This is a genomic window from Bacillus sp. SIMBA_031, from assembly GCF_046535225.1.
GTDB lineage: Bacteria > Bacillota > Bacilli > Bacillales > Bacillaceae > Bacillus > Bacillus velezensis.
Genome location: NZ_JAWRXC010000019.1, coordinates 1 through 3304 on the forward strand (window position 1 = coordinate 1; position 3304 = coordinate 3304).

The window sequence follows — 3304 nt, forward strand, 5'->3', positions numbered from 1 at the left end:
TTCACATCTTCAAAAGATGTTCGTAATGACTCATGTCTGTCCACCAGTTTTTGAAAGATTTTCTCTACTTTTTTAGAATCAATATCGCCTTTTATCGCAAAGACGATTGGCATATTATAAGCTGTTCTATTTTCCAATTGTTGAATCATGTACATTCTTTTTTGGGCAGAGGAAGCTTCATAGTAATCACTTTTTTGGCAAGCTGGAATCATTTCGTAACTTTTTTCTGTACGTCTGTTAATTACATCGCTTAAAGCCCGAATTGTAGGGTTTATAAAAAGTTCTTTGATCGGTAGTTCAATATCTAGATTTTTATGAAGTTTACTAATGAATACATTTGCTTTCAGAGAATGTCCGCCTAAATCAAAAAAGTTATCATCTATACCAACTTTAATGACCCCTAATACTTCTTGCCAAAGGTCAACTAATTCTTTTTCAATGTTATTTCTTGGAGCTGCATAGAGGTTTACGTTATCATTTACATTTGGCTTTGGTAATGAACGAAAGTCAGTCTTTCCATTATTCGTGAGAGGCATCTTCTCCAATTGCATGATATAAGAAGGCACCATGTAGTACGGGAGGCTTTCATTCAGATAATTCTTTATATCTGAAATGCTCGCAGTACTCCTTACTACATAAGCAATGATGTACTGATCAAGATCAGAATTCTTTTCAGCATGCACAAATGCTTCTTTAACATCGGGATGGCGGAGCAAACAGTCCTCTATTTCTTTAAGTTCGATTCTTTGTCCTCTAATCTTTACTTGATTATCCTTTCTTCCCAGAAATTCAATGGTTCCATCAGAGAGCCACTTCGCTCTGTCTCCTGTTTTGTACATTCGCTGGCCTTTTTCAAACGGATTGTTTATAAATTTTTCTTTAGTCAGTTCAGGCCTATTTAAATAACCTCTAGCTAACCTGCTGCCTCCGATGCATATTTCACCTGGTATACCAATAGGCAATATATTATGGTCTTCATCTACTATGTAAACTTTCGTATTTGCGATCGGTTTACCTATCATAATTTTGTCATATCTCTCAACATGTCTCATAGCTGTTGTTTCTACCGTATTCTCTGACGGACCGTAACGGTTAACAATTTCTATATTACGATCCAATCGGTTTGTATACTCGATTGCTTTAACTGGCAGTTCCTCACCAACTAATGTTACTTGTCTTAAACTTATGGATTCTTCTAGAGAAATATAATCCAATACCGTTAAGTAAATAGAAGGTACACTGAAATAATCTGTAACTCCTAAAGTTTTTATAATTTCACTTATCTTATAAGGATTGACCATTTCCTCGTTATTTACTAATACAACCTTACTGCCTGCAATTAAAGGTGTATAGAATAAAAGAACAAAACCATCAAACGCATAATTAATTATTGGGAGAACAATATTATTCTTACTATATTGATAATCGTTCTTCAGAAATAACATTGTTTGAGTCAAACTATGATGTTCTACCATTACCCCTTTAGGATTTCCGGTTGTACCTGACGTATAAATCACATAAGCTAAATCATTAGGTTGGTTGACTTGTTCTAAACGGCTTACATCTCCTTTAAAAGTTTCACTATTACCTGCATCTATAATAATTCCTTCAAACTTAATATCACTAATAAAGCGTTTTTCACTTACCAAAACTTTTGTTTGTGCGTCATGCAACATGTATTCTATTCGATCCTTTGGATTTTTAGGATCTATTGGCATATAAGCAGCACCGGATTTTAAAATCCCCAAAATTCCTGCCACCATTTCTATTGATCTTTCCAACATAATCCCAACTATATCCTCAGACTGAATCCCTCTACTCCTTAATGTCCTCGCAAAAGCGTTAGATTTATCATTCAATTCTTTATAAGTAACTTTATTATCTTCATATATTAAAGCTGTTTGATCGGGTGTTTTTTCAGCTTGGAATTCAAATAGTTCATGGATAGGCTTATTAATTTCTTTATACTCTATATTTGTATTATTAAACTCATATAATATATGGTTCATTTGTGTCTCAGTCAGCAAACCTACATCTCTTACGGAACGATCGAGATTACCTAACATTTCATTTAAAGCGTGTATGAATCTTTCTGCAAAATGAATAACCGTCACTTCTTCATAAAGAGCTGAATTAAATACTAAAACCATCTCAACCTCTTCAGCTTGATTTTTCTCTAAGCAAATAGTTATTTCATTTTTTTGTGAATTGCAAATATATTCGATATCACCTTCTGCATGCAGCGGGTTGTAAGTAATACTAACAGGAGTTAATTCAGGTAATGTAAAGGGCATATTTAGTTTTCTAAAAGCAGGAACCAAATCTATATATTGATTTTCATATACATCTAATAATTTCTTCTGTATGTCTAAAAGAAACCTTTTAATATTTACGTTCCCATTTATAGAACATTTAAATGGCAGCATTTTATTTTTTATTGATAGCGGCCGCTTCTCATCCGAGAAATAAACCGGTACTCCAATTACTATTTCATCATTACCTGTGTACTTATATAACTCTATATTAAAAACTGCTAAGAAAATCACATATTCAAGCATGTCATTCCCTTTTGTAACAGACTTCAACTTATCTAAGACATCTTTTTTTATAGGAAACGATATGGTTTTTTTCTCATACTGGTCAGAATAAAAATCATAACCCACTCTCGTTTTTTCTATACCCTCTAAATGAAGCTCTTTCCAATACTGCTCTTGTTCGGATAAGTGTTGATTACCTGTATCCTTATTCATGTTAACCTCCATCTGTTTTATTAATTACCAGAGTATAAGCTTTATGACTCATACTCTGGTAAGGCTTTTTGAAAGCCGGGATTAAAATGAAAACTCTACATTTCTCAAATCGCTTACTTTATTCTTTTCATTCAAAATATATTTTTCTTCATCTTTATTTAATAGCTGAATGTCCCCGAGAATAATGCTACTATCTTTTAAAACCTTGGTTAGTATAGTGTTTAAATCTTCTATCGCCCTTTTTATGGTAGGTTTTTTAAATAGTTTTGTAGAATAGACCAGTTTCAAATGGATCTCCGAACCACTCTCAAATCCAACTAAACTCAAATCTACTCTTGATAAATCATTTTCTAAATTTACTTGTTTGAGTTCAATTCCATCTAGCGTCAAATCAACTTCATATTCGATGTTATTCAAATTGAAAATCACGTCAAATAAAGGATTTCTGCTAATGTCTCTTTTAATAGCTATATTCTCAATTAACTCTTCGAGCTGATAACTTTGATTGTCATATGCCTGCAGTGAATTCTCCTTTACTTCTTTCAAAAGTTCTT

Annotated in this window: 2 protein-coding genes; both read right to left on the reverse strand. The window is 32.8% G+C overall.

What is annotated here, in order from left to right:
• Nucleotides 1–2750, reverse strand: a 2750-nt coding sequence (locus SB724_RS19270; protein ID WP_410572384.1) for a non-ribosomal peptide synthetase, incomplete at its 3' end; no start/stop codon positions are given.
• Nucleotides 2751–2831: 81 nt separating this feature from the next.
• Nucleotides 2832–3304 (reverse strand): condensation domain-containing protein (locus SB724_RS19275; RefSeq protein ID WP_410572386.1); only part of this gene is annotated, 473 nt, incomplete at its 5' end.